20 protein-coding genes are annotated in these 22,785 nt (G+C 65.3%); 15 read left to right on the top strand and 5 right to left on the bottom strand.

The genetic code is table 11. From position 1 onward, the window contains the following. Window positions 1-79: 79 nt before the first annotated feature. From VGV07_RS01730 to VGV07_RS01705, 6 genes are all read left to right on the top strand, one after another. The gene (locus VGV07_RS01730) at window positions 80-2,749 is read left to right on the top strand and encodes a DNA translocase FtsK (RefSeq protein ID WP_414649900.1); all 2,670 of its coding nucleotides are present in this window, start codon (window positions 80-82) and stop codon (window positions 2,747-2,749) included. Window positions 2,750-2,913: 164 nt separating this feature from the next. After that, on the top strand, window positions 2,914-3,561 hold the full coding sequence (locus VGV07_RS01725; protein ID WP_326866958.1) for an SRPBCC family protein: 648 nt from the start codon (window positions 2,914-2,916) through the stop codon (window positions 3,559-3,561). Further along, entirely contained in the window at window positions 3,561-3,905 is a 345-nt protein-coding gene (locus tag VGV07_RS01720) for a metalloregulator ArsR/SmtB family transcription factor (protein WP_326866957.1), read from the top strand. The genes VGV07_RS01725 and VGV07_RS01720 overlap by 1 nt, the downstream gene beginning before the upstream one ends. Window positions 3,906-3,985: 80 nt before the next feature. Next, complete coding sequence (locus VGV07_RS01715) at window positions 3,986-4,621, top strand: outer membrane lipoprotein carrier protein LolA (protein ID WP_326866956.1); 636 nt, start codon at window positions 3,986-3,988, stop codon at window positions 4,619-4,621. Between the two features lie 70 nt (window positions 4,622-4,691). Further along, window positions 4,692-5,498: an exodeoxyribonuclease III gene (gene xth, locus VGV07_RS01710; protein WP_326866955.1), complete on the top strand. Its 807-nt coding sequence runs from the start codon at window positions 4,692-4,694 to the stop codon at window positions 5,496-5,498. A gap of 15 nt (window positions 5,499-5,513) precedes the next feature. Then, complete coding sequence (locus VGV07_RS01705; RefSeq protein WP_326866954.1) at window positions 5,514-5,903, top strand: RidA family protein; 390 nt, start codon at window positions 5,514-5,516, stop codon at window positions 5,901-5,903. 207 nt (window positions 5,904-6,110) lie between these two features. Here VGV07_RS01705 and VGV07_RS01700 read toward each other — a convergent pair whose 3' ends face one another. The 3 genes from VGV07_RS01700 to VGV07_RS01690 all read right to left on the bottom strand — a co-directional run bounded on the left by VGV07_RS01700 (window position 6,111) and on the right by VGV07_RS01690 (window position 8,298). Next, window positions 6,111-6,566: a cyclic nucleotide-binding domain-containing protein gene (locus tag VGV07_RS01700; protein ID WP_326866953.1), complete on the bottom strand. Its 456-nt coding sequence runs from the start codon at window positions 6,564-6,566 to the stop codon at window positions 6,111-6,113. 161 nt (window positions 6,567-6,727) lie between these two features. Then, on the bottom strand, window positions 6,728-7,498 hold the full coding sequence (locus VGV07_RS01695) for a carbon-nitrogen hydrolase family protein (RefSeq protein WP_326866960.1): 771 nt from the start codon (window positions 7,496-7,498) through the stop codon (window positions 6,728-6,730). A 116-nt stretch (window positions 7,499-7,614) separates the two neighbouring features. After that, complete coding sequence (locus VGV07_RS01690; protein ID WP_055047030.1) at window positions 7,615-8,298, bottom strand: response regulator transcription factor; 684 nt, start codon at window positions 8,296-8,298, stop codon at window positions 7,615-7,617. A 431-nt stretch (window positions 8,299-8,729) separates the two neighbouring features. Between VGV07_RS01690 and VGV07_RS01685 the strand changes: the two genes are divergently transcribed. The 6 genes from VGV07_RS01685 (at window position 8,730) to VGV07_RS01660 (ending at window position 17,204) form a co-directional block, all read left to right on the top strand. Beyond that, complete coding sequence (locus VGV07_RS01685; protein ID WP_326866952.1) at window positions 8,730-9,752, top strand: LacI family DNA-binding transcriptional regulator; 1,023 nt, start codon at window positions 8,730-8,732, stop codon at window positions 9,750-9,752. 172 nt (window positions 9,753-9,924) lie between these two features. Next, window positions 9,925-10,809, top strand: a complete 885-nt coding sequence (locus VGV07_RS01680; protein ID WP_326866951.1) for a sugar ABC transporter permease — start codon at window positions 9,925-9,927, stop codon at window positions 10,807-10,809. 133 nt (window positions 10,810-10,942) lie between these two features. Next, a complete protein-coding gene (locus tag VGV07_RS01675) occupies window positions 10,943-11,779 on the top strand; it encodes a carbohydrate ABC transporter permease (RefSeq protein ID WP_326866950.1) in 837 nt (278 codons plus the stop codon). 32 nt (window positions 11,780-11,811) lie between these two features. Then, window positions 11,812-13,047, top strand: a complete 1,236-nt coding sequence (locus VGV07_RS01670) for a sugar ABC transporter substrate-binding protein (RefSeq protein ID WP_326866949.1) — start codon at window positions 11,812-11,814, stop codon at window positions 13,045-13,047. A 373-nt stretch (window positions 13,048-13,420) separates the two neighbouring features. After that, window positions 13,421-16,561 carry a TIM-barrel domain-containing protein gene (locus VGV07_RS01665; protein ID WP_326866948.1) on the top strand — a complete coding sequence of 1,047 codons (3,141 nt, stop codon included), beginning with the start codon at window positions 13,421-13,423 and terminating at the stop codon, window positions 16,559-16,561. 85 nt (window positions 16,562-16,646) lie between these two features. After that, complete coding sequence (locus VGV07_RS01660) at window positions 16,647-17,204, top strand: nitroreductase family protein (protein ID WP_326866947.1); 558 nt, start codon at window positions 16,647-16,649, stop codon at window positions 17,202-17,204. A 39-nt stretch (window positions 17,205-17,243) separates the two neighbouring features. On the opposite strand, the gene VGV07_RS01655 is transcribed toward VGV07_RS01660, so the two are convergent. Then, window positions 17,244-17,777 carry an HD domain-containing protein gene (locus VGV07_RS01655; protein ID WP_326866946.1) on the bottom strand — a complete coding sequence of 178 codons (534 nt, stop codon included), beginning with the start codon at window positions 17,775-17,777 and terminating at the stop codon, window positions 17,244-17,246. After that, the gene (locus VGV07_RS01650) at window positions 17,774-18,439 is read right to left on the bottom strand and encodes a YggS family pyridoxal phosphate-dependent enzyme (protein ID WP_326866945.1); all 666 of its coding nucleotides are present in this window, start codon (window positions 18,437-18,439) and stop codon (window positions 17,774-17,776) included. Before VGV07_RS01650 ends, VGV07_RS01655 begins: the two co-directional genes overlap by 4 nt. A gap of 100 nt (window positions 18,440-18,539) precedes the next feature. Here VGV07_RS01650 and leuS point away from each other — a divergent pair, with 100 nt between their 5' ends. From leuS to holA, 3 genes are read left to right on the top strand one after another with little or no spacing between them, the layout of a single operon-like run. Then, window positions 18,540-21,173 carry a leucine--tRNA ligase gene (gene leuS / locus VGV07_RS01645; RefSeq protein ID WP_326866944.1) on the top strand — a complete coding sequence of 878 codons (2,634 nt, stop codon included), beginning with the start codon at window positions 18,540-18,542 and terminating at the stop codon, window positions 21,171-21,173. Continuing rightward, a complete protein-coding gene (lptE, locus tag VGV07_RS01640; protein ID WP_326866943.1) occupies window positions 21,160-21,672 on the top strand; it encodes an LPS assembly lipoprotein LptE in 513 nt (170 codons plus the stop codon). The genes leuS and lptE overlap by 14 nt, the downstream gene beginning before the upstream one ends. Further along, window positions 21,672-22,691, top strand: coding sequence for a DNA polymerase III subunit delta (gene holA, locus VGV07_RS01635; RefSeq protein WP_326866942.1), 1,020 nt, complete (start codon window positions 21,672-21,674; stop codon window positions 22,689-22,691). Before lptE ends, holA begins: the two co-directional genes overlap by 1 nt. The last annotated feature ends 94 nt before the right edge of the window (window positions 22,692-22,785 follow it).

Here is a 22,785-nt window from a genome sequence, read left to right as displayed (position 1 = left end):
CTAACCGCCTAGGATCAGCCTTCGATCGGCGCGCCGTCTGCCGCCGGTTCAGCGTTCCGTTTGTAGAGTGTACCAGACGATGCCGGCACAGCACCTGCTCGAAGACGCCCGTCGAGAGACCGCCCCCGCCATAGCGATCCGTATCCCCGTCCGCCTGATGGGCGCCATCACCCTCGGGGTGGTAGCGATCGTGCTGCTGTCGGTCGCGACCTGGCAGGTGGATGATCCGAGCCTCTCCTATGCCTCGGGGGAGCCGGCGCGGAACTGGCTGGGTTTCCCCGGCGCGGTGATTGCGGATATGGCGTTCCAGGTCTTTGGCCTCGGCATCCTCACCCTGCTGGTGCCGCCGGCCCTCTGGGGCTGGGGGCTGATTCGCCACCGCGTGCCCTCGCGCATGGGGCTGCGGCTCTTGGCGTGGGTCGCTGCCGGGGTGCTGAGCTGCGGGCTCTTTGCATTCGTGGCCGCACCGGAGAGCTGGCCGCTGCCGACCGGGCTGGGCGGCCTCGTCGGCCAGAATTTCACCAACCTCGCGATCATGGCGACCGGCGCGACACCGCAGCCGGTCACCGCCGTGTTGTTCGCCATCATCATCGCCGCACCCACCCTGGCGCTGTTCTGGATCGCCATGGGGCTGGGTAAGGTCACCCTGCCCGAGCTGCCCAAGGGCAAGGCGAAGGGCAAGCCCGCCAGCGTCAAGGACGCCGCGACCGCAGCGCCCAGCGATGAGGATGAGCCGGAGCGCGATTCGATCTTCGACGTGATCCTCGGCTATGCCGTGCATCTCGGCTTCTCCGCCCGTTCGGCCATCCGACGCGCCCGCGCCGGCATTGCCCAGCGTCGTGCCGCCGAGGCCGAGGCGGAAGCCTGGCGCGGCGAAGCGGTGGAGCCGAGCCTGCATGGCGGCGCCCCGTCGGCTCCCGCCGTCCGCGCCGAACCCACGCTCACTGTGGATCGCCGTTCGATCGTTGCCGCCCATGACGAACCGCCCTTCGACGACTATCCGCCCGAGCCGGACGAAGACGAGGATATGCCGCGCTGGGAAATGCAGACGCCGCTGCGCGGCCCGATGGCCGCCTCGCGCAGCCCGGCCCCGATGCCGCACGTCCCGGCGGGCCATCAGGCGGCGCCAGTGGTGTCGCCGCGCGTCGTCGCCCCCGCGCCCCGCCCGCAGCCCGGCATGCGCGCCGCCCGCGAAGCCCAGGGCTCGCTGCTCGACGAGCCGCATGGCTTCGAGCTGCCCGAGCTCAGCCTCCTGACCCCGCCCAAGCACAAGGGCGCCAGCCCCGAGCATGCGCCTGAGCGCCTCGAGGCAATGGCGCGCAAGCTTGAATCCGTGCTCGCCGATTTCGGCGTCAAGGGTGACATCATCAATGTCCGCCCCGGCCCCGTCGTCACGCTCTACGAACTGGAGCCGGCTCCCGGCATCAAGTCGAGCCGCGTCATCTCGCTCGCCGACGACATCGCCCGTTCGATGAGCGCCATCTCGGTGCGCGTCGCCGTGGTTCCCGGCCGCAACGCCATCGGTATCGAGCTGCCCAACGAGGTGCGCGAAACCGTCTACCTGCGCGAGATGCTGGCCTCGTCCGATTTCGAGAAGATGAAGGGCAAGCTCCCCATCTGCCTCGGCAAGACCATTGGCGGCGAACCGATCATCGCCGACCTCGCCCGCATGCCGCACCTGCTCATCGCCGGCACCACCGGCTCGGGCAAATCGGTGGGGATCAATACCTTCATTCTCAGCCTGCTCTACCAGATGACCCCGGAGCAGTGCCGCCTGATCATGATCGACCCCAAGATGCTGGAACTCTCGATCTATGACGGCATCCCGCATCTTCTCACCCCGGTGGTGACGGATCCCTCCAAGGCGGTGGTTGCCCTTAAGTGGGCTGTCCGCGAGATGGAGGACCGCTATCGCAAGATGAGCAAGATCGGTGTGCGCAACATCGATGGCTTCAACCAGCGCGTCGGGGAGAGCAAGGCCAAGGGCGAGGTGATCACCCGCACCGTGCAGACTGGCTTCGACCGCGAAACCGGCGAGGCGATCTTCGAGAGCGAAGAGTTCAACCTCGAGCCGCTGCCGTTCATCGTCATCATCATCGACGAAATGGCCGACCTGATGATGGTGGCCGGCAAGGAGATCGAAGGCTCGGTGCAGCGCCTGGCGCAGATGGCCCGTGCCGCCGGCATCCACGTCATCACTGCCACGCAGCGCCCCTCGGTGGACGTCATCACCGGCACGATCAAGGCCAACTTCCCCACCCGCATCTCCTTCATGGTGACGTCCAAGATCGACAGCCGTACCATCCTGGGCGAGCAGGGCGCCGAGCAGCTGCTCGGCAACGGCGACATGCTCTATATGGCCGGCGGCGGTCGCATCCGTCGCCTGCACGGCCCGTTCGTCGCCGACAGCGAAGTCGAAGCGGTGGTCAACCATCTGAAGTCGCAGGGCGCCCCCGACTATCTCGATGCCATTGTCGCCGACGAGGACGAGATGGACGAGGGCGGCGGCATGGCGGCCGGCGGCGGCGACGATTACGGTGGGTCGGGCGACGAGCTCTACGACAAGGCCGTCAATGTCGTCCTGACCGACAAGAAGGTCTCGACCTCCTATATCCAGCGTCGTCTGGCGGTGGGCTACAACAAGGCCGCAACGCTGATCGAGCGCATGGAGAAGGAAGGCGTCATCTCCGCCCCCAACCACGCCGGCAAGCGCGAAATCCTCGTCGGCAACAACGCCGACGGGTACTGAGCGGGGCCTCTGTTCGAGGCCCTCTCCGCCGCCAGGCAGCGCCCTAAGCTCGGTGTCGGTGGGTGGGGCAAGATCGCTTTGCGCAAGTCTACCGCCTCGCTCCCCTGGACTTAATATCAGTCATCGCTTATATAAGCGTCACCTGATACTGGAGGACGCGAACGATGCCTTTCGATCTTGCCGCCCACGTCAACGCCATGTCCCGCTCGGTGCGCAACCTGGAGCGCGATGGCAAACCCGCCAAGGCGGTGGTCGCCAGTTGCGTCTACGACACCGACGTCGCCGACCTGTGGGATGCCGTCACCAACCCGGACCGTCTCCGCCGCTGGTTCTCCCCCGTCAGTGGCGAACTGCAGCTTGGCGGTCGCTTCCAGGTCGAGAACAATGCCGGCGGCACCATCACCGAGTGCGAACCGCAGCGTAGGCTCGCCGCGACCTGGGAGTTTGCCGGCGCCATCAGCTGGATCACCGTCACGCTGTCCTCCGACACCGAAGGCGCCCGCCTCGAACTCGAGCACGTTGCCTTCATCGATCCACATTGGGACAATTTCGGCCCGGGCGCCGTCGGGGTCGGCTGGGATCTCGGCTTCATGGGCCTCGCCCGCCACCTCGCCGAGCCCGGTGCCGACCTGCCGCAGGAAGCAGTAGCGGGCTGGCACGAACTGCCCGAGGCCAAGGCCTTCATCCGCACTGCCAGCGACGGTTGGGGCGCTGCCGCCATCGCTGCCGGCGAGAACCGTGACCAGGCATTGACGGCGGCCGAGGCGACGCGGCAGTTCTACACCGGCGAGGCCCCGCCCCCGGAGATGTAATGCACGCGTTCGACGTTCTCGGCGATCCCGTCCGCCGCCGCATCCTGGAGCTGCTCGCCGAGCGCGAGCGCGCTTCGGGGGAGGTGGTCGAGGTGATTGCGGCCGAGTTCGGCATCAGCCAGGCCGGTGTCAGCCAGCACCTGAAAGTGCTGCGCGAATCCGGCTTTGCCACGGTTCGCCCTGAGGGCACCCGACGGGTTTACAGTCTCGATGCGTCGCCGCTGCGCGACATCGACGACTGGCTCGAACGCTTCCGCGGCTTCTGGACCCACAAGCTGGCCTCGCTCGCCACCGAGATCGCCCGCGGCAAGAAGGACCGCCAGGCGGGCAACAAGGAGCCGTGATCCGGAACCTTCCCGCTGTTGCCGCAATTGCTATCTAGAGGCATGCTGCAAATTCAGGACTATAAGGGAACGTCACCAGGATGATCCGCCGCACCTTCCTCGCCTTCGCCGCCATGCTCGCCACCTTCCCTGCCCTGGTTGAGGCGCAGGAGGCCCGGGCACTGACCGATGCAGAGCGCGACCTGATCACCCGGATCAACGAGCACAACTCGCTGATCAAGACCATGGTCGGCCGCTTCCTGCAGATCGATACCCGCGGCCAGCGCATTGAGGGCACCTTCTTCCTCGAGCGGCCGGGTAAAATCCTGTTCCGCTACAACCCCCCCTCCTCCGAGCAGATCGTCTCGGTCGGCCGCGGCTTCTACGTCGTCGACCGCAAGGAGAAGACCCAATACGCCTATCCGCAGGACAAGGTGCCGCTGCGCCAGTTCCTCGATTCGCAGATCGACCTGTTCAAGGCCAATATCGTTGCCGTCGCCCAGTCGGACGACTATTTCTCGGTCACCCTGCAGGACGATACCCCCAAGGGCGTGGTGCGGGTGGCGCTGGTGTTCGACACCGAAAGCCTCGACATGAAGCAGTGGACGCTCACCGAACCGTCCGGTTCCGAGCTCACCTTCTCGCTCTACGATGTCGAGAAGGACGTCACGATTCCAAAATCCTACTTCTACATCGATCCGACCTTCCGGTCGAAATCGGCCCCTCCCGACGCCTGAGCCGTTTCCGGCTTTACGCTCCCATTGCCGCTCTGCATAAGAGGCGCCTCCCAACCCGAGGCGCCTTTTCATGCCGACGAGCTTTGCCACCTGGAACATCAATTCGGTCCGCCTGCGACTGCCCATCGTCCTGGATTTTCTGCGCCAGTACGATCCGGACATTCTGTGTCTGCAGGAGATCAAGTGTCTCAACGACCAGTTCCCGCGCAATGAGTTCGCCGCCGCCGGTTACCCGCATCACGCCGTGCACGGCCAGAAGGGCTATCACGGCGTCGCCATCGTCTCGAAGCACCCGCTGACCGATATCTCCTCGCGCGTCTTCTGCGAGATGGAGGAGAGCCGCCACGTTTCGGCGCTGGTCGATTTCGGCAAAGGTCCGCTTACCGTCCACAATTTCTATATCCCGGCCGGCGGCGACCTCGCCGACCCCGAGCTGAACCCCAAGTTCAAGCACAAGCTCGGCTTCCTCTCGGAGCTGAAGAGCTGGTTCGGCGAGGATCATTTCAGGGAGCGCCAGCTGATCTGCGGCGACTTCAACATTGCGCCGCTCGAGCATGACGTCTGGAGCCACAAGCAGCTGCTCGACGTGGTCAGCCACACGCCCGTAGAGACCGAGGCACTCAACGCGCTGCTGACCGGCGGCCATGGCTGGGTCGATATCGTGCGGAAGTACTTCCCGGCCGAAGAAAAACTCTATTCCTGGTGGAGCTATCGCGCCAAGGACTGGCAGGCCGCCAACAAGGGTCGCCGCCTCGACCACATCTGGGCCACTGCCGATATCGCCGCCCACACTGCCGGCGCCGAGATCATCAAGCCGGCGCGCGGCTGGAGCGACAAGCCCTCCGACCACGTCCCGGTCATCGCCCGCTTCGCCTGAAAAAGAGAAACAGCCATGTCGCGAAAACTGGTCAGCTCCGGCTCCTACCTCGAACCTGTGATCGGCTTTTCCCGCGCCGTCCGCGTCGGCAACATCGTCGCGGTCGGCGGTACCGCCCCGATCAAGGCCGAGGGTGGCACGGCCGCCATCGGTGACGTCTATGGCCAGACGAGGCGCTGTCTCGAGATCATCGCCAAGGCTCTCGCCGATGCCGGCTCGAGCCTCGAGCACGTCACGCGCACCCGCATCATCCTGACCGATATCGCGCTGTGGAAAGACGCGGCCCGCGCCCACGCCGAGGCCTTCGCCAGCATCCGCCCGGTCACCACACTGATGCAGGTCACCGCCTTCGTCGACCCCGACTGGCTGGTCGAGATTGAAGTCGACGCGGTAGTTCCGGACTGATTCACGTGGAACAGCGGCGGATGGGTCGGTGGCTCACCCCTCACCCGTCTCGCGCTTCGCGCGATCCACCCTCTCCCCGACGGGGAGAGGAATGGGACCTCGCACCGGCGCCTGTGGATACTTCTCCCCGTCGGCGAGAAGTTGGCCCGGAGTGCCGGATGAGGGGAGAGCCACGATGGCTGGTTCAGGGATCCGAACCACCTTCGGCTACCCCTTGCCGAACCGTCCGCGCGATCCCTCGATGGCTCCGAGATAGCTCGTCAGCTCGCGCCGGATGCGGTCGGCCGCTCGGCCGGCGAGATCGGGGTACTGGTTCGCCAGTTTCATGAACGCCGTGCGCGGCACGAACAGCGTCTCCACCGCATCGATCGCCTTGATCGTCACCGGCCGCGGCTTGGGGATCACCAGCGCCATGGCACCCAGCACTGCCCCGACTTCGTGGATCAGGTAAGGGTTGTTCTCGGCGCCATCCTGGGTGCTGGAGACCGTGCCCGACACCAGTACATGCGCCCCTTCCGGCTGATCGCCGGAGGCATAGATGACGCTGCCGGGGCGGAATTTCTTCCGTTCCGAGGCGAACGCAAGCAATCGCCGCTGCTCGGCGTCGCAGATCTCGAAAAAATCCGCACGTCCCAGAATCGTCGCCGCGTCGTCGAGTTGCATCCCGCCCTATTCCCGGACCGCCGGCCACTTCGCGGGCGCCTCAGCGCCCGGTCGTGCCGCGGCCCTCGATATAGAGCATTTCTTGCCGCTGTCAGGAATCCCTTTTGCCGCGTCAGCCCACGCGGCAAAAGTTATGCACCGGCGGTCGTCTGCTGCTCGGCTCAGTCGCCCGCACTCGGACTGCGTTGACCGCCCGCCACTCGCGGCAGATCGAAGAGCAGCAGGCCCGGCGCATCGAGCGGGAGTTGCCGGACCACCCGGCCGTTCGGATCCAGCACCGCGGTTGGGCCCCAGGCGATCCGCCCGTCGCGCTCACCGGTGACGTCCGCCGATATCAGCCAGAGCCCGGTTTCCCGGCAGCGTTCGCCACGCACCGCATTGTGCACCGTCTTGAATGCCTCGGCACTTGGGCGGCGCATCATGTTGTTGGCCGGACAGACGATCAGTTCCGCGCCCTGCCGGGCAACCGCCTGTGCCGCCTCGGCGAAGTTCGTGTCGTGGCAGATGTTGATCCCGAACCGCAGCCCGTCCACCTCAAACACCGGCGTCTCCGTTCCGGCCTCGAAACTCGCCTCACCGGCGAGCAGGTGGTGCTTGCGATAGCGCCCTACAATCGTTCCGTGCCGCATCACTACAGCGGTGTTGTACAGCCTGTCGTTTTCGAGCTCGATCAGCCCGACAACGATCATCGCTTGAGTGCGCCCCAGCCGCTGTGCAACCAGTTGCAGCAGCGGGGATTGCAACTCCAGCGCCACCCGTCGCGCAGCGCCGTCTTCGGTCATGTAGCCTTGCAGAAAGCCTTCAGGGAACACCAGCAACCGCGCCGCCGCATCATCGGCGCGCTCGGAAAAATCCATCATCGACGCCAGCGCAGCCTCGATGTCCTCGCGGTACTCCGGCGTCTGGGCTGCGGCTATTCGAACGCTCGTCATGGCCAAGGCGATGCCGATCTGGAATCAGGCGGGAAGCACAACTAACCGTGCATGCCTGTCACAATCCACTTCGGGGCAGGCGGCCCGCCCACCCCGACCACCAAGCCGGGTTCGGCCTAAGGCACCAGCCGGTACCCGCCATCCTCGGTGACGAGGAGCCGCGCATTGGAGGGGTCGCGCTCGATCTTCTGGCGCAGCCGATAGATGTGGGTCTCGAGCGTATGCGTGGTGACCCGGTTGTTGTAGCCCCACACTTCCTTGAGCAGGATCTCGCGGGTGATGGTCTTGGGACCCTGCCGGTAGAGATACTTGAGGATCGAGGTTTCCTTGTCGGTCAGCCGCACCTTGGCCCCATCCGGCGCCTCGAGCAGCTTGGCCGCCGGCTGGAAGCTGTACGGCCCGATGGTGAACACCACGTCCTCGCTCTGGTCGTGCTGGCGCAGTGAGGCGCGGATGCGCGCCAAAAGCACCGAGAAGCGGAACGGCTTGGTGACGTAGTCGTTGGCGCCCGACTCGAGCCCCAGGATTTCATCGGAATCGCTGTCCTGCGCCGTCAGCATGATGATCGGGCTCTTGAACCCCTCGCGGCGGAGGATCTTCACCGCTTCGCGACCATCCATGTCGGGCAGTCCGACATCGAGCAGCATCAAGTCGACATGCGCACCGCGGACCTTGCCCAGCGCATCCGACGCCGATTCCGCTTCGACCAGATCGAATTCGCGATAGTGCGTCAGCTGATCGATCAAAGTCTTCCGCAGGTCGGCATCGTCGTCGACAATCAGGATGCGCCGTCTGTTCATGTAAGGTACCCCGAGCCACTGGCTACGAATTGCTGAGTTATTGCCGGACCTTGCGGTCGGCCAATCAAAACGGCGTGAGACCGCCGAGACATGAGAAACGTGATTTGACAGAGAATGGTTTCACCTCGACCCGCCAGTCTTAGCCACGCGATGCTGACGGGAAGCTGACAATTCGCTGACAACGGACAGAACCGCGCTGAACCACGCTTTTTCTCGCCCGGCGAGCGTGATGGCCCCGCCCTCCAGCCGGTGTCCGCCTGGTGCAGTTGACAGGCATCCGATGGGGGCATATCAATACCGTCGGTTTAACGTAAAACCTAGCCTCCCACGCGGATCGATCGAAGCAAGAATCGTCGCGTGGCACCACGAGCCGGCAGGTTTAACGCAAAACCGAGGAGCCGAACCCGGCTCCCCTGGGGAGGATCTGGGACTTGGCACGGGCCACGATCAAAGACATTGCGCTTGCCGCGAACGTTTCGCCGATGACGGTGTCCAACGTCATCAACGGTCGCCGCGCCAAGGCGTCGGATGAAACCGTCGAGCGCATCATGGCGGCGGTGAAGGCGCTCGGCTACCGCCCCAACATGAGCGCCCGCAGCCTCGTCTCCAACGCCTCGCGCATGGTCGGGGTGATCATCCCGTTCACCGAGAACCAGAACCAGCTGCTGCTCGACAACCCGTTCTATGCCGAGATGATCTCGGGCATCGAAAGCGCCCTGCGCGCCAACGGCTACTACATGATGCTGTCGGGGGTGGGAGAGAGCAATGCCCAGCTCGACACCCTGTCGCACTGGAACATGGATGCGCTGATCGTCCTCGGCGTCTACCGTGAAGCGCTCTACGAACGGCTGCGCGAACTCGACCTGCCGACCCTGTTGATCGACAGCTATATCGACGACCCCCGCTTCTACCGCCTCGGCGTCGATGACGAGGCCGCCGCCTACCAGGCCACCCGCTACCTGATCGGCAAGGGCCATTCCGGCATCGCGCTCGTGACCGGAGTGATCCGCACCGACGGTGTCATCGAGCGCCGCGTCGATGGCTACAAGCGGGCGCTGGCCGAAGCAGGGATCGGCTTTGATCCGGCCCGCATCCTTTCCGGCTCCGTCACCTTCGACTGGGGCACCGAAGCAGCCGAACAACTCGTCGCGCTTCGCGACACCACCGCAGCTTTCTGCACCGCGGACCTGATCGCGGCTGGCCTCCTTGCCGGCCTGCACAAACTCGGTCGTCGCATTCCCGAGGATTTTTCCGTGATGGGATTCGACAACCTGTCGATCTCGCGCATGGTCTACCCGGCCCTCACCACCATGGACCAGTCGATCCTCGGCAAGGGCCAGCTCGCCGGCCGGCTGATCAGCGCCATCCTCAACAAGACCGACGCCCCGCGCGACAGCTTCATCGACGTCGCCATCGTCGAACGCGACAGCGTCAGCCGGCGAGGGAGATCATGACCCAGAAACCGGTGCGGGAAGAACACCCCCTCCCCTGTCCCCTCCCCGCAAGGGGGAGGGAGACCAGAACACCGGCGTCAGTGTTGGCGTCTCCTTTCCCCTTGCCGGGGAGGGACAGGGTGGGGGGTACTCTTCCTGCACGGGCCGAGCGTCTCGCAATGCGGTGCCCCACATGAGCCCCGCCGCCAACCGCTCAAAGTACCTCGCCCTCGCCGTGCTGCTGCTGCCCAGCCTTGCCGGCATGGTGGTGTTCCTGATGGCGCCGGTGCTGTCGTCGCTGGTGCTCAGCTTTTCCCAATGGGACCTGATCGGCGAGATCAGCTGGGTCGGCATCGACAACTACGTCACCGCACTCGCCGATCCGGCCGTGCTCGGCGCGCTGCGCAACACCCTCACCTTCATCCTCGGTTACCTGCCTTCGGTGGTGCTGATCGCGCTCGGCCTCGCTTTGCTGCTCAACCGCCGCATTCGTGGGCGTGTGATCTTCCGCGCCATCTACTTCGTGCCGGTGGTCACCTCGTGGGTCGCCGTGTCGCTGATCTGGAAGTGGCTGCTCAACCCGCAATACGGCCTGGTCAACTTCGCGCTCGGCGCCATCGGCATCAAAGGTCCGGGCTGGCTGTTCGACCCGGCCTGGGCGATGACCGGCGTCATCCTCACCTCGGTGTGGAAGGATATCGGCTTCGTGACGGTGATCTATCTCGCGGGCCTGCAGGATATCCCCGAGCCGCTCTACGAGGCCGCCGCGCTCGATGGCGCCACGCCATGGCAGCGCTTCTGGTCGATCACCTTCCCGATGCTGGCTCCGACCACCTTCTTCGTCACCACCATCTCGTTGATCTCGTCGTTCCAGGTGTTCGACCAGGTCTGGATCATGACCCAGGGCGGCCCGGCAGGCGCCACCTCGGTGATGGTCGAGCAGATCTACAAGAACGCCTTCAGCTACTACAAGATGGGCTACGCCTCGGCGATCTCCTGGGTGCTGTTTGCGCTCATCTTCGCGGTGACCATCGCCCAGAACCTGCTGCAGAAGAAGCTGGATCGGTCCGATGGGTGAGCCAGCGAACCCCACTGTGACCACCGAACTCGCCAAGCCCACCGGGTCATTCCCGCGAAACCGGGAGCCTTTGTTGGCTGAGCGGGCGGCAGACTCCGTAAACGGAGGTTCCCGCTTTCGTGGGAATGACTCCGTGCTTGCGAGAAAGCGCCGAGGTGTCAGCCTCCCCGACCTCCTGACCTATGCCATCCTCATCGCCGGCGCGGTGGTCATGCTGCTGCCCTTCGCCTGGATGGTCTCCACCTCGCTGAAGACCGCCGGCGCCACTTTCGTCACCCCGCCCAACTGGCTGCCCGACCCGGCGACATCGGACAACTACGCCAAGGTGTTCGACAGCGCCCCGGTCGGCCAATTCCTGTTCAACTCGATCGTCGTTTCGGCCACCTCGACGGCGCTGATGGTGCTGTTCTGCGCCATGAGTGGCTACGCCTTCGCCCGCATCCCGTTCCGCGGCCGGACAGTGCTGTTTTATGCCTATCTCGCGACGCTGATGATCCCGCAGCAGGTCACGCTCACCCCGCTGTTCATCATCATGAACTGGCTCGGCTGGACCAATTCCTACCAGGCGCTGATCCTGCCCGCGAGCTTCGGCGCCTTCGGCACCTTCCTGCTCCGGCAGTTCTTCCTCCGCCTGCCCAGGGAGATCGAGGAAGCCGCCTTCATCGACGGCGCCGGGTACGTCCGGATCTTTTTCACCATCGCCATCCACCTGGCGCGCCCGGCGCTCGCGACGCTTGCGGTGTTCGCCTTCATGGCCAGCTGGAACAGCTTCCTGTGGCCGCTGATCATCACCACCGACACCTCGATGATGACCCTGCCGCTGGGCCTCAGCGCCCTGCAGGGCCGCTGGACCACCGACTGGAACGTGCTGATGGCCGGCGCGGTGATCGCCACGCTGCCGATTATCGCCGTCTACGTCTTTGCCCAGCGCTTCATCATCAAGGGCCTGTCCCATACCGGGCTCAAGTAACGACTAGAACGGTCTCAAGGAGGAGACAGACCATGCTGCGTAGGACTTTCACCGGGCTGCTGCTTGCCACTGCCCTCGTCACCACCCCGGCGCTCGCCGAGGATGTGACCATCAAGTACATGACCTTTTCGGCGGCGCCGAATTACCTCAAGGAACTCGACGCCACCGTTGCCGCCTTCGAGGCCGAGCACCCCGGCATCAAGGTCACCTACGAGACGGCAGCCTGGGACGCCTATTTCACCAAGCTGCAGACCGTGGTGGCGGCAAGACAGGCGCCCGACGCGTTCGAACTCAACTTCGAGAACTTCGTCACCTACGCCGAAAAGGGCGCGCTCGCCGACCTGACGCCGCTGATCGCGGCCGACACCGGCTTTTCGACCTCGGTCTACAACCCGACGGCGCTCGCCGCCTTTGCTCAGGATGGCAAGCAGTTCGGCCTCGTCGAAAGCTTCTCCAACGTTGTCCTGTTCTACAACAAGGATCTGTTCGACGCCGCCGGCGTTGCCTACCCCACCGCCGACTGGACCTGGAAGGAAGAGCTCGAAGCCGCGCAGAAGCTGACCAATGCCGGCGCCGGGGTGTGGGGCGATTTCGCGCCGATCCAGTTCTGGGAGTTCTACAAGACCATCGCCCAGAACGGCGGCTCGATCCTTTCACCCGACAAGAAGACGGTTACCATCGACTCGCCTGAGAATATCGAGACGCTCACCTGGATGATCGACAAGGTGACGACCTACAAGGTCACCCCGTCCGATGTCGAAATGGCCGGACAGTCCTCGGAGGACCTGTTCAAGGCCGGCAAGATCGCCATGCTCCGCACCGGCATCTGGCTGCTCGGCGATTTCGCCGAGAATGCCAAGTTCAACTGGGACATCGCGCTCGAGCCGGGCAAGACCAACAAGGCCCACCACTTCTTCGCCAACGGCGTCGCCGTCTCGGCCAACAGCGCCCACCCGGCCGAAGCCTACCAGTGGATCAAGTTCCTGACTTCGTCCAAGACCGCCGTCGAGCTCCGCATTGCCGCCGGCTGGGAGCTCCCCGCCATCTCCGATGCCGCGGCCGTACAGGGCTATCTCGACCAGCCGGTGCCCGAGAGCCGCGAAGTGGTGTTTGAGGCGCTCGACACCGCGGTGGTGCCGCCGGTGATCGGCAACTGGAACCAGCTGACCGACGCCGTGGGCAAGGAACTCGAAGCCGCCAAGCTCGGCCAGAAGACGCCGGAGCAGGCATTGAAGGACGCCAGGACGGCGATCGAGGGGTTGCTGTAAGCGCCTCGTGCTCGGGGCCTGCATCACCTCTCCCTTTGGGGGAGAGGTCGGCGCAGCGCTGGGTGAGGGGGCCTTCCTCACACTCCGTATTTGCGGCAAGGCCCCCTCACCCTGACCCTCTCCCCCAGAGGGAGAGGGGACGAAAGAACCGACGATGCTGCTCTGCGGCAACCACCTAGTTGCCTCCCAAAGGGCAAGGCCGGGAGCCCAAGGGCTCTCGGCCACCACCACCACCACCGGAACCGGCCTATCGCACCCCTCCCCCTAGAGGGGAGGGGATAGGGGGTGGGGGTGGCGCAGTCAGCACCGGGGATCACCTCACCACCCCCAGCCCCTCCCCTCAAGGGGGAGGGGAGCCAGACCGGAACCACTGATGACCACCGACACTCGCGAACCGCAGCTCGCCCTGCGCCACCCCTGGTTCCTCGACCTCTATGCCGAGCTGCTGCGGGACCCGGCCGCAGCCGCGCTGCCGATCATCGCTCGCCTCGCCGACGCCGATCCCACCGACGCGGTCGAAGCCGCGCTCGCCCTCTACCTCACGGCCCTCACCGGCGACCTCGCACAGCTCCGCTCCGCCAAAGCCCTGGCGCTCCGCACCGCCATCACTGCGCGCCTCGAGCGCGAACTCTCGCCAAACCAGAACCAAACCACCGACACCTGGGTCGTGGCGCTGTGGGCTGCGGCCTTGCGCGAAACCAACCACCTCCTGCGCGACGAAGGGACCACGCGCCTGGTTGGCCGGGTGAAGAACCACGTCTATGCCAACCATGTGCGCTTCGGCGCGCTGATGTCGTCCTCCGACAAGGCAACGCTGGAGTTCGACGTGCTGCTTGCCGCCGTGCCCTTTGGTCTATTCGACTGCGAGGATCTGGTGCTGGTCGATGCCGTCCGCACCCTGACCGCACCGGAGCGCCTCGCCGGCGCCAGCGCGGCCGACCGCCAGCTGCTGGCATGGTACTATGCCGAGCAGGGCAGCTACGCCAAAAGCCGCAAGCTTCTCGCCGACACCCCGGCGCCCATCGTCGCCCAGCGCCTCAGGACACTCGGCCAGCTCGAGACCCGCTTCATCCGCCATGCCCCCGACGGCAACGGCAACCGCTACGAGCCGCTGCTCGAAGAGCGCTTTCCCAAGCTCATCACCGCTGCCGACGAGGTGATTGTCCGTGCCCAGGCCTCGCCGCTCTCACCGGACGAACCACTCGAACTCGTTGTCGGTTCGACCGCCATCGCCGGCAGTTTTCGGGGCGACTGCTGGGAATTCATTCTCGCCCCTACCCCGGCTGGCTTGCAGGTCGAGTATCGCATCCGCTTTGCGGCACATCCCGAGGTCACGGCCGGGCCGTTCGCCTACGAGACGCTGCGCCGCCGTCAGCACGGCAGCGATCCGGTCCGCGTCACGCTGTCGGGGGGCCGACTCGACATCGCTCCGGGGGATGGCGGCAGCACACTCCCGCTGCCGCTCGGCCCCGCCACCCTCAAGGCCATCTCCTGGCTGGAGGCCCGCGACGGCAGCATCAAGGAGATTTCCGCCACGCTGACCCATCCACGCTGCGGCTGGTATGGATTCGGCGAGCGCTACAATGCGCTGAACCAGGCGGGCAATCGGGTCGATCAGTTCGTCTACAACCAGTACAAGGAACAGGGGCTCAAAACCTACGTGCCGATGCCGGTCGGCTACACCGACGCCGGCTTCGGCCTCCATCTCGCCACCGATTCCTATTCCTGGTTCGATCTCACCGTACCTGGCGAAACCCGCGTCGGCGTCGAAGCCGACCGCCTGACCATCGACCTTTTGTCGGGTGCCGTCGCCGAGCAGGTCAGCCAGTTCATGGCCGTCACGGGCGATCCCGAACCCGTGCCAACCTGGGCGCTCGGCCCCTGGATGTCGTCGAACAACTGGGACAGCGAGGCGGAGGTGAGAAAGCAGGTCGCCCTCACCCTCGAGCACCAGATTCCGGCCACTGTGCTGGTAATCGAAGCCTGGTCGGACGAGGCCACCTTCTACATTTTCAACGACGCCCAATACGCCGAGAAACCCGGCGGCGAAGCCTTCACCTATGGCGATTTCAGTTTCCCCGAATGGGGCCGCTGGCCCGATCCCAGGGGCCTCGCCGAGCACCTGCACGCCAACCACCTGCGCCTCGTTCTGTGGCAGATCCCGATCATCAAGCAGTCGCCGGCGCTGAAGCACGCCCAGAAGCGGAACGACGAAGGCCACTTCTTCGCTGCGGGGTTTGGCGTGAAACACCCCGACGGCACGCCGCTGCGGCTGCCCGAAGGCTGGTTCAAGGACAGCCTGCTGATGGATTTCACCAACCAGGACGGCGCCGATTGGTGGTTCTCGAAGCGCCAGTACCTGATCGACGAACTCGGCGTCGACGGCTTCAAGACCGATGGCGGCGAGATGGTCTGGGGCAAGGACCTGCTGTTCGCCGACGGCCGTACCGGCCTTGAGAACCGCAACGCCTACCCGCGCGACTACATCTCGGCTTACTACCGGTTCGCGCAGCAGAACGGCGGCATCTGTTTCTCGCGCGCCGGCTATACCGGGGCGCAGGCCTTCCCGGCCCACTGGGCCGGCGATGAACGCTCGACCTGGGATGCCTTCAAACGCTCGATCCTTGCCGGCCTCTCGGCCGGCATGTCGGGGGTGATCTTCTGGGGCTGGGACCTGGGCGGCTTTTCCGGCGAAGTGCCGAGCGCCGAGCTTTATGTGCGCTCGGCGGCCATGGCCTGTTTCTGCCCCATCATGCAGTACCACGCCGAAAGCAAAGCCGAGTTCAACCAGGACCGCACCCCCTGGAACATCGCCGAGCGCTCCGGCGACGCGCGAGCCCTGACCGGCTACCGTTTCTATGCCAACCTCCGCATGTCATTGCTGCCGTACCTGCAGCGCGAGGCTGCCTGGTGCGTCGCTCAGAGGCAGCCGCTGCTGCGCGCCATGCTGCTGGATTTTCAGGGCGATAGTCGCGCATCCGGGCTTTGGGACCAGTACATGTTCGGCCGCGACCTGCTGGTCGCCCCGATCATTTGGGAAGGCGAAACCGCCCGCGAGGTCTACCTGCCCGAGGGCCGCTGGTGGCACCTGTTCGAGAACCGCTGGTATGACGGCGGGGAGACCCACCAAGTCGTCGCCGAGCTCGAGGAGATTCCGGTCTTCCTCCGCCAGGGCGCAGCCCTCCCCCTCGCCTTCCGGCACGAAGCCCGCCTCGGCGCCAAAATGCCCGCCGACATCGACGCCGCCGCGATCGCGGTCCTCCTCCTCGCCGGCCTCAAGCACGAAAGCCGGCTACGGCATGACGGTCTGGAGATCGAGGTGAACGATGACCTGGTGCGCGTCACATCGGATCGCTCTCGCCCGATCAGGCTGGTCTTCACCGACCCGCCGACTCGCCTTGAGCTGAACGGCATGGTGCAGCACGCCTCCGCGCTCGAACTTTCCGGTCGGGCGCTGGCGATGTTCGACCTGCCAGCCGCCAACCGCTCATTCAGAGCGCCCGGCACGCGATAGTATGACGCCATAGAGCCGCCGTGACCGCTGAGCTGCGCCCGGCTGTGCTGGCCTTGAGGCAACAGCGCTGACGGGCTGCTTCGCTATGGATACGATTACCGCCATCTATGGTCGCCGTTCGATCCGGAATTATGAACCGCGCCTCGTAGCGCGATCTCTGGTTGCGGAGATACTCCATGACGCAGCGCAGGCGCCAACTCCGCCGCCAAGCGGGACTGCACCATTCGCCTTCGTCCTCATCGAGGGTGTCGAGCGCATCGCGGCACACGGCCATGCCGCTCTGGCTTTCGCCCGCGAACACCGCAAGCCCGGTCCCGCCTATGACTGGGTCGACAAGCCCGGCTTCCTGGTCTTTTTCAACGCGCCGGCGGTGGTCATCATTTGCGGCTTCGATGATGGCTATGGCCAGGCGCTGCAGGACTGCAACCGTGCCGGGCAGAATCTGATGCTTTCGGCGCACGCCCGCGGCCTCGGCACCTGCTGGGTCGGCTCACCGATGCTCTGGCTGCGCGATCCGGCCACCGGCGCCAGCCTTGGCGTTCCGCCCAACTATGCCCCACACGCCGCCCTTACTCTCGGGTACCCGTCGGGCACCCCCGGCGGCGCTCCGCGCGAAAAGCCTGAGATCATCTGGCACGCATAACGCGGTATCGCGCTATGCTATGGCATCATAGCATCGCGGTCAGCGCTGCTCCTGCCGGGGCAACGTCGCGAGGATGCCTGCGAGAGTCGCCAGTGTCACGCCATGCCGAGCCGCGGCTCCGCCGATGATGTCCACGAGAAACATGCGGCTACCGGTGACGGTCTCCAACGCTTCGCCGATGAGTGCCGCGACGGTTGTCTCGCGCCCGGCCGTCTCGTCAAGCACCGCCAGCCCGTCGGCCAGCCGCAGCAGCTCGGCCAGCTGCGTGCTGCTCCGCACGCCGGTCCGGTGGTCATGCGCTGCGATGGCCGCGAGGGCCTCGTCAGGCAACCGGCCCGCCAGCCATGCCGCGGTCAGCACCCCGTGCCGGTTCCAGTCGCCATCGACGGCGAAATAGTCGAGATCGTGCAACAGCCCGACGAGTTGCCACAGTCCGGCATCGGCGCCGAGTTCACCTGCCAGCTGCTGCATCAGCCTGCCGACGAAGCGGGAATGCGCGGCCCGTGGGCTCACGCCGAGCCGTTCGGCCACCAACTGCTCCGCCTCGGCGAGGCTGAGCCGGGCCGCACTCACCCCCGGTGCCCGAACAGCGCGCTGCCGACCCGCACATGCGTCGCGCCCATGGCGATCGCCGTCTCGAAGTCGCTGCTCATTCCCATGGACAGCTTGTCCACCCCGGCATCGCGTGCGAGCGACGCCAGGTGGGCGAAATACGGCCCGGCCGGATCGCCCTCGGGCGGTATGCACATCAGTCCGATCACATCGAGCCCGTGCAGATCCTTGCAGCGGCCGACGAACGCCGCCGCGTCCGACGGAGCAATGCCGGCCTTCTGCTCCTCGAGCCCGATATTGACCTGCACGAACACCGGCAGGCGCTTGCCCGCCCGTTTCATTTCCTCGGCGAGGATGCCGGCCAGCTTATCGCGGTCGACGGTCTGGATCACATCGAACAGCGCCACCGCTTCGCGCGCCTTGTTGGTTTGCAGCGGACCGATCAGATGCAATTCTATGCCGTCATAGGACGCCCGGAGTTCCGGCCACTTTTCTTTGGCTTCCTGCACCCGGTTCTCGCCGAACACCCGCTGTCCGGCGTCAAGAAACGGCCGGATTGCTGCGGCATCGAACGTCTTGGAGACGGCGACCAGTTCCACCCGATCCGGCGGCGGGCCGAAGCGCTGATGCGCCCGCTCGATCCGGGCGCGGATGATTTCGAGACTTTCCGGGGCGTTCTGCATGGCCCTCTCTGTTGACCGGTTAACGGAATTCTGATGAAGGTCCGGTAGCCAAAAACCCTAGTGAACGCAACGTAATCTGCGGCTTTAAGGACTTCCCGAAGTGACTGGTAGAACGACCGAGCGCTACAATCCGCGTGTCGAAGAGCCACGCTGGCAGAAGGCCTGGGAGGACGGCAAGTCCTTCGAGGTCAAGCACGATGATAGCCGCAAGCCCTACTACGTGCTCGAGATGTTCCCTTACCCCTCGGGGCGCATCCATATGGGACACGTTCGCAACTATACCATGGGCGACGTGCTGGCGCGCTATATGCGCGCCATGGGCCGCAATGTGCTGCACCCGATGGGCTGGGACGCCTTCGGACTGCCGGCCGAGAACGCCGCCATCCAGAACAAGGTCCACCCCAAGAGCTGGACCTATGCCAACATCGCGGCGATGCGAAAGCAGTTGAAGTCGATCGGCCTCGGCATCGACTGGAGTCGTGAGTTCGCCACCTGCGACGTCGAGTACTATTCCAAGCAGCAGAAGCTGTTCCTCGATTTCCTGCGCGAAGGCCTGGTCACGCGCAAGAAGTCCAAGGTCAACTGGGACCCGGTCGATATGACCGTGCTCGCCAACGAGCAGGTGGTCGACGGCCGCGGCTGGCGTTCCGGCGCGGTGGTCGAGCAGCGCGAACTCAACCAGTGGGCCTTCAAGGTCTCGGATTTCGCCGAGGAGTTGCTCGAGGCGCTCGATACGCTCGACCACTGGCCCGAGAAGGTGCGCGTCATGCAGCGCAACTGGATCGGCAAGTCCGAGGGCCTGCGGTTATTGTTCGAGCTCAGCGAACAGTGGCAGAAGTTTACCTCGATCGAAGTGTTCACTACGCGGCCGGACACCATCTTCGGTGCCTCTTTCCTCGCCATTTCGGCCGATCATCCCCTGGCTCAGAGTCTCGCGGACAAACCGGAGATCGCGGCCTTCATCGCCGAGACCCGTCGCCACGGCACTGCCACCGAGACCATCGACAAGGCAGAAAAGCTCGGCATCTTCACGGGTTTGCATGTGAAACATCCGGTGAAGCCCGGCGCCACGCTGCCGATCTACATCGCCAATTTCGTGCTGATGGATTACGGCACCGGCGCCATTTTCGGCTGCCCGGCGCACGATCAGCGCGACCTCGATTTCGCCCGCCGCTATGATCTGCCGGTGATCCCGGTGGTGCTGCCCGATGGCGCTGACCCGGCAACGTTCGAAGTCGATGCGGAGGCTTACAACGGGCCGGGCCGCATCTATCACTCCGAATTCCTCGACGGGCTCGAGATCGACGCCGCCAAGAAGGCCATCGCCGCGCACTTCGCTGCGCGCACCGTCGACAACCTGCCGCAGGGCACGCTCGAGGTGAACTACCGCCTGCGCGACTGGGGCGTATCGCGCCAGCGCTACTGGGGTTGCCCGATCCCGGTGATCCATTGCGAGAACTGTGGCGCCGTCCCGGTGCCCGACAAGGACCTGCCGGTGGTGCTGCCCGAAGATGTGAGCTTCGACCGGCCCGGCAATCCCCTTGACCACCATCCCACCTGGAAGCATGTCGCTTGCCCAAAATGCGCTGGTCCGGCGACCCGCGAAACCGACACGATGGACACCTTCGTCGACAGTTCGTGGTATTTCGCGCGCTTCACCGATCCGCACGCCCCGACCCCGACCGTCCCCGGCATTGCCAATAGCTGGTTGCCGGTCGACCAGTATATCGGCGGTGTCGAGCACGCCATCCTGCACCTGCTCTATTCGCGCTTCTTCACCCGCGCCATGAAGCAGACCGGCCATCTGAACCTCAGCGAGCCGTTCAAGGGCCTGTTCACCCAGGGCATGGTGGTGCACGAGACCTATCAGCTCGGCTCCGGCCAGAATGGCGAGTGGGTGTCCCCCGCCGACATTCGGATCGAGCAGGTCGATGGCGAGCGCCGCGCCAGGCTGCTGCAAAGCGGTGAGGCGGTGACCATCGGCTCCATCGAAAAGATGAGCAAATCCAAGAAGAACGTCGTCGATCCCGACGAGATCGTTTCGACCTACGGCGCCGATACGGCCCGCTGGTTCATGCTGTCGGATTCCCCGCCCGAGCGCGACGTACAGTGGACCGAAGCCGGCATCGAGGGCGCCAGCCGCTTCCTGCAGCGTGTCTGGAAGCTGGTCGGCGATTTCCTCGACCTCGAGGACGACATCGCGGCACGGCTGACCGGCAGCGGTGACACCGGCGTTGCCGACCTGCGCAAGGTCGTGCATCGCGCCGTGGCCAATGTCGGCGAAGAGATCGAGGGTCTGCGGTTCAACCGCGCCGTCGCCCAGATCTATGAGCTGTCGAACGCCATCGCCAAGTTCTCGCAGTCGGTGAGCTCAAGCATTTCGCCGGCGCAGCGCGACGCGTTCCGCGAGGCGGTGGAGCGCCTGGTGCAGCTTGTCGCCCCGATGATGCCGCACCTCGCCGAAACCTGCTGGGCCGCGCTCGGCAAGACTGGTCTCGTGGTCGACGCCCCCTGGCCGGTGGCCGATCCGTCGCTGCTGGTCGATTCGACGGTGGTCCTTCCCGTCCAGGTGAACGGCAAGCGCCGTGGCGAGATCACCGTGCCGGTCGGCGCCGCCAAAGAACTGGTCGAGAAAGAGGTCTTGTCACTCGAAGCGGTTGCCCGCATGCTGGACGGCAAGCCGCCCAAGAAGCTGGTGATCGTCCCCGACAGGATCGTCAATGTGGTCGTCTAAGCCATTGTTTCGCAGTGCGTTTCTTGCGCTGAGCCTGCTCGGTGCGACAGCGCTTGCCGGTTGCACCGGACTGACGCCGGTCTATGGCGAACGCGGCATCGGCACCGAGCGGCATCCGCTGAACTATGCCAAACCCAACAGCCGGCTCGAGCAGGTCATCTATCAGGAGCTCGCGCTGCGTTTCGGCAAGACCGCCGACCCGGCAAGCCCGACGGTCCGCATCACCACCTCGAGCTATGGCCGCAAGCTCACCCGCTCCAACGTCGCACGGCCTTCGGAGCAGCGCGAGATGGTGGTGACGGCACAGATCGAGCTGATCGGCGCCGATGGTTCTGTCATCCTGTCGACGACCCGCTCGGCCGCCGCACTCTACACCACCGACAGCCAGGCCCTGGCGGCCAGTGAAGCCGAACGGGAAGCGGCCGAGCGCGCTGCTCGCGAGCTGGCCGAGACCGTTCGCCTGACGCTGCTCGGCGCCCTCGCCCAGTCGACCGGCTGATGGGGGCGCTGAAGGCGCACGAGGTTTCCCGCTTCGTCGATCGCCCCGATCTCGAGGCCGGCATCATCCTGGCCTACGGCCCCGACACCGGCCTGGTACGCGAGACCGGGCAACGCCTGGCACGACGCTATGCCGGCAACGATGCCGACAGCATGAACCTCGTCGTGCTCGACGGTTCAGAACTCGATGCCGATCCGTCGCGCCTGGCCGTCGAGGCCAAGACCACCTCGCTGTTCGGCGACAGACGGGTGATCCGGGTGCGCGGTGCCGGCAAGTCGCTGGTCATGCCGCTCACCGAACTGCGAGATGATCCAGGGTCCATCATCATCCTCGAGGCCGGCAATCTTACCCCCAAGGATCCGCTGCGCGCCCTGGTCGAAGCGGCAAAGCTCGGCCGGGCCCTGCCCTGCTACCCCGACAACGACGAATCGCTCGGCCGGCTGATCTCCGAAACGTTCTCCAAGGCTGGCATCCGCGCCGACCAGGATACCGTCGCGGCGATCCGCGACAATCTCGGCAACGATCGCGAGATCACTCGCCGCGAGCTGGAAAAGCTGGTGCTGTTTGCCGCCGATACCAAGCTCCTCACCCGCGAAGACGTGCTGACGCTCTGCGCCGACAACGCCGCCCTGGTGCTCGACGAAGTCGTCGACGCCACCGGCACCGGCCACGCTGCCAACCTCGACACGGCGCTTGAGCGCGCCATCGCCCAGAGCGTCAACTCCCAACAGATCCTTGCCAGTGCCTTGGGCCATTTCACCACGCTGCGCCGCTGGCGCGTCGAGGTCGATGCCGGCAAGTCGCCCGGCGCGGTGCTCGACAACGCCCGCCCCAAGCCGCACTTTTCCCGTCGCTCCTCGATCGAACGGCAGCTTCGGCTGTGGACCGACGATGCGCTGAGCGCCGCGCTCGACCGGCTGCAACTCGCCGTGGCCGACAGCCGCAAGCGTTATGGCCTCGCCGACACCATCAGTCGCCGGGCGCTTCTGGCAGTTTGTACAATGGCTGCAGAGCGTTAGCCCAAGCGTTCCACGTGAAACACTTGTGAGTGTGCCCGCAGGGCGAGATCGCTCCAGTGGAACGAACTCAGGTAAGGAGGCCATGAGAGCTACG

Source organism: Devosia sp. (assembly GCF_035944845.1).
Lineage (GTDB): Bacteria > Pseudomonadota > Alphaproteobacteria > Rhizobiales > Devosiaceae > Devosia_A.
This window is presented reverse-complemented; position numbering and strand designations above follow the sequence as displayed.